Origin of the sequence: Roseomonas sp. TAS13, assembly GCF_001950415.1 — a bacterium.
Taxonomy (GTDB): Bacteria; Pseudomonadota; Alphaproteobacteria; order Acetobacterales; family Acetobacteraceae; genus Roseomonas; species Roseomonas mucosa.
The window spans coordinates 1-3,393 of the sequence record NZ_BDLP01000427.1 but is presented as its reverse complement, the minus strand read 5'-3'; the positions used below and the strand labels follow the sequence as shown (position 1 = coordinate 3,393).

Below are 3,393 nucleotides of genomic sequence, written 5' to 3'. Positions count from 1 at the left end.
GGTGCGGGTGGTGCCCAATGGCGTGACCCTGCCGCCCGACCCGATGGCCGGCACCGGCATGGCGCAACGCCGCGCGGCGCTGGGCCTGCCGGTGGAAGGCTTCCTGGCCGGCGTGTTCAGCCGCCTGTCGCCCTGGAAGGGGCAGGCGGTGCTGCTGCGCGCCGTGGCGAAGGTGCCCGGGGCGGTGGGCATCGTCACCGGCGACGCCCTGTTCGGCGAGGACGAGTACGCCGCCGGCCTCAGACGCCTTGCGGAGGAGCTGGGCATCGCCGGGCGCGTCCATTTCCTGGGCCACCGCCACGACGTGCCAGCGCTGATGCGCGCCATGGATGTGGTGGTGCATCCCTCCACTGACCCGGAACCCTTCGGCCGCACCCTGGTGGAGGCCATGCTCTGCCGCACGCCGCTTGTCGCCGCCGCGGCCGGCGCCATCCCGGAGATCGCCGGGGACAACGAGGCCGGGCTGCTGGTCCCGCCCGGCGACGATTCGGCCCTGGCGGCGGCGCTGCTGCAGATCCGGGACGACCCCACGGCCACCCTGGCCCGAGTCGAGGCCGGCGAGCGCCGCGCTCTCGCCTTGTTCAGCGAGGACCGCATGCGGGAAGGTGTGCTGTCCGCGGTGCGGGAAGTCTCCCGGCGGCACGGGGGCTGAAAGCCGCTACCTGTGCGTGTCGGGCTGGAATCTGTGGCCGGAAAGCCATAACCGGCGCCGCAGAACGTTACGGCTCTATTATTCCTCCGGATTCTGTCCCCCCGGAGCGGCATATGCTGTAAGCTGTGTCTCTCCGGATGAAACGAATCGTGGATCATGGGATGTTTTTGAGGGGCGGAAGCGGGCTTCGGCGCAGTCGGACAGGCAGGAACCAGGGCCAAGCCCGGTCTGCCATGCCCGGTAAGACCTCCCGGCAGGATGGCGCCAGCCTTGCCCCGGGCGCGACGGCCCCGAGCATGACGACTCCGGGAATGACGGCCCTGGGCGCGGCCACCCTGGGCGCCACCGTCCTGGGCGCCGCCACGCTCCTCTGCCCTACCTCCGCCCGTGCCCAGTTGCTCGACCAGTACCTGCCCAACAACTACTACTCCCGCTTCTCCCTGGAGGCCTTCCCGGAGAACGTGCGGCCCGAGGACATGGACGTCACCCAGCGCCCGCGTCCTGAGGTGCAGCCGCTCGGTGTCCGTCTCGGGGCCTTCACCCTCCGCCCCAGCCTGGGCGAGTCCATGGGTGTCGACACCAACCCGATGGGCACCAAGCGGGGCGACACGATCGGCACCTTCAGCACCGATGCCGGCCTGGATCTGCGCTCGAACTGGGCGCGCAACAGCCTCTATGCCAGCGCCGGCGTGGATGACCGCCGCGTGACCGGGCGCAATGCGGAAACGCCCGATCCCAGCCGCACCAACTTCAGCACCACGGTCGGCGGCTCCTACGACATCGGTCGCGACACCCTGTCGGCCAGCGCCTCCTATTTCCGCCTGCACGAGGAAGCGACGGCCTTCGACGCCCAGACAGTGGCCGAGCCGCGCGCCTTCAACGCCTACGACCTCCGTGCGGCCTATCGCGCGGCCTTCAGCAACGTCTCCATCACGCCGGACCTCATCTTCCGGGCTTTCCGCTTCGTGGATGCCTTCGACGGCAACAGCACCTTCAACCAGAAGCTGCGCGACCGGAACGTCTATGACGGCGGCGTCACCGCGCGCTACGCCGTGGCGCCCCGGCGCGACCTGGTCGCCGTGGTGCGCGGCGGCCGTTCCGACTACGTGAACTACGACCCCAACTACGGCAAGCTGGGCTCCAACACCGTGCTCGCCCTGGCCGGCTTCGACGACAGCAGCGGCGCCGTGTTCCGCTACCGTGCCCTGGTCGGCTACCAGGTCCGCTTCTTCGACGCGACGGGCGCCAAGAACCGCTCCTCGCCGGTCTTCGAGGCGGCGGTCGCCTGGTCGCCAACGCGGCTGACCACGATCAGCGGCCTCGCCTCGCGCCGGATCGAGGACACCTCCACCGACACGCTGCAGGGCTATACCTACAACCAAGCCCAGATCGCGCTGGACCACGAGCTGCTGCGCAACGTGCTGATCGGTGCGCGGGCCGACTACCTGCACGCCAAGTACACCGGCGGCGGCGACAGTACCGTGATCGGCACCGGCGCCTATGCCACCTGGCTCGTGAACCGCAACATCTCGCTGCGCCTCAGCTACGACTTCACCAACCGCGACGGCAGCGACAGCGGCTCCAACTACGACCGCCACCTCGCGCTGCTGCGGGTGGGGTTCGGCCTGTGAGGATCGGACAGCGTCCCCCCCGGCGCACCGGCACCCCTCGCCCATGCTCCCCACCCACCGGCTCCGGCCGGTCCGGGCCGGGGAGCCTTCCTGCCCTCAACCCCTCGGAGGAACTTCTGTCCGTGCCGCACTCTTCTCCCTTTTCCGCCACGCGAGCGCGGCCCCGCCGGCCCTTCCGCCTGGCCACCGCCGCCGTGCTGGGCCTGAGCCTGATGGCCAGCGCCTGCGCCCCGGGCCGTGACCTGCAGCCGCTGACCGAGGCCCAGCCCTCCGCCTACCGCCTCGGCGTCGGCGACGGGATCCGCGTAACCACCTTCGGCGAGGACCAGCTGGGCGGCGAGTTCAGGGTGAACGACGCCGGCAACATCGCCTTCCCGCTGCTCGGCAGCGTCAAGGCCGCGGGGCTGACCTCCTCGGAGCTCTCGGCCCGGCTCGCCGCCGAGATGAAGCGCCGCCAGCTGCTGCGCGACCCGAACGTGGTGGCCCAGGTGCAGACCTACCGCCCGGTCTTCGTGCTGGGCGAGGTGGCGAAGCCCGGCGAGTATCCATACCAGCCCGGCATGACGATGCTGACCGCCGTGGCGGTGGCCGGCGGCTTCACCTACCGCGCCGTGACCGACCGCGCCTCCGTGGTGCGCATCACCGACGGCAAGGGCCAGGAGGGCCTCGTCGCCCGCCAGAGCCTGATCCAGCCGGGCGACGTGATCAACGTCTTCGAGCGCCGCTTCTGATGCGCGGGCGGCTCCTGCCGCCCGTCGCCGGCGCGTGATGGTGACCGTCTCGCGTCCCGGAGGAAAGGCTCTGCCTTTCCCCCGGACCCCCTATCCGCCAGGACCCTGAGGGTCCTGGACCTCCCGTTCGTTGCCTCTTCGCTGCCGGCCGGATCGCGCCGGAGAGCATCGCTCTCCGGCGGACTGCCAGTGCCACCAGCGCGGACAGGGTGCCTTTCTTCTTTCCGGGAGCCCCGCGTCTCCACCTGCTTCCCGGGATCAGGCCGCAGGCTGGCGGCAACCACGGGAACCCACGAAAGCCCGGGGTCCGGGGACCGGCTTCGGTCCCCGGCGGAGCTGTCTCTTGATCACATCTACGCACAGCTCCACCGTAAGGCGA

3 protein-coding genes are annotated in these 3,393 nt (G+C 70.7%); all 3 read left to right on the top strand.

What is annotated here, in order from left to right; all coding sequences use genetic code 11:
* On the top strand, positions 1-652 hold a 652-nt coding region (locus ROTAS13_RS21470), incomplete at its 5' end, for a glycosyltransferase (protein ID WP_139323474.1).
* Positions 653-948: 296 nt separating this feature from the next.
* The gene (locus ROTAS13_RS21465; RefSeq protein WP_139323473.1) at positions 949-2,283 is read left to right on the top strand and encodes an outer membrane beta-barrel protein; all 1,335 of its coding nucleotides are present in this window, start codon (positions 949-951) and stop codon (positions 2,281-2,283) included.
* A 122-nt stretch (positions 2,284-2,405) separates the two neighbouring features.
* On the top strand, positions 2,406-3,014 hold the full coding sequence (locus tag ROTAS13_RS21460) for a polysaccharide biosynthesis/export family protein (protein WP_083755658.1): 609 nt from the start codon (positions 2,406-2,408) through the stop codon (positions 3,012-3,014).
* Positions 3,015-3,393: the final 379 nt, after the last annotated feature.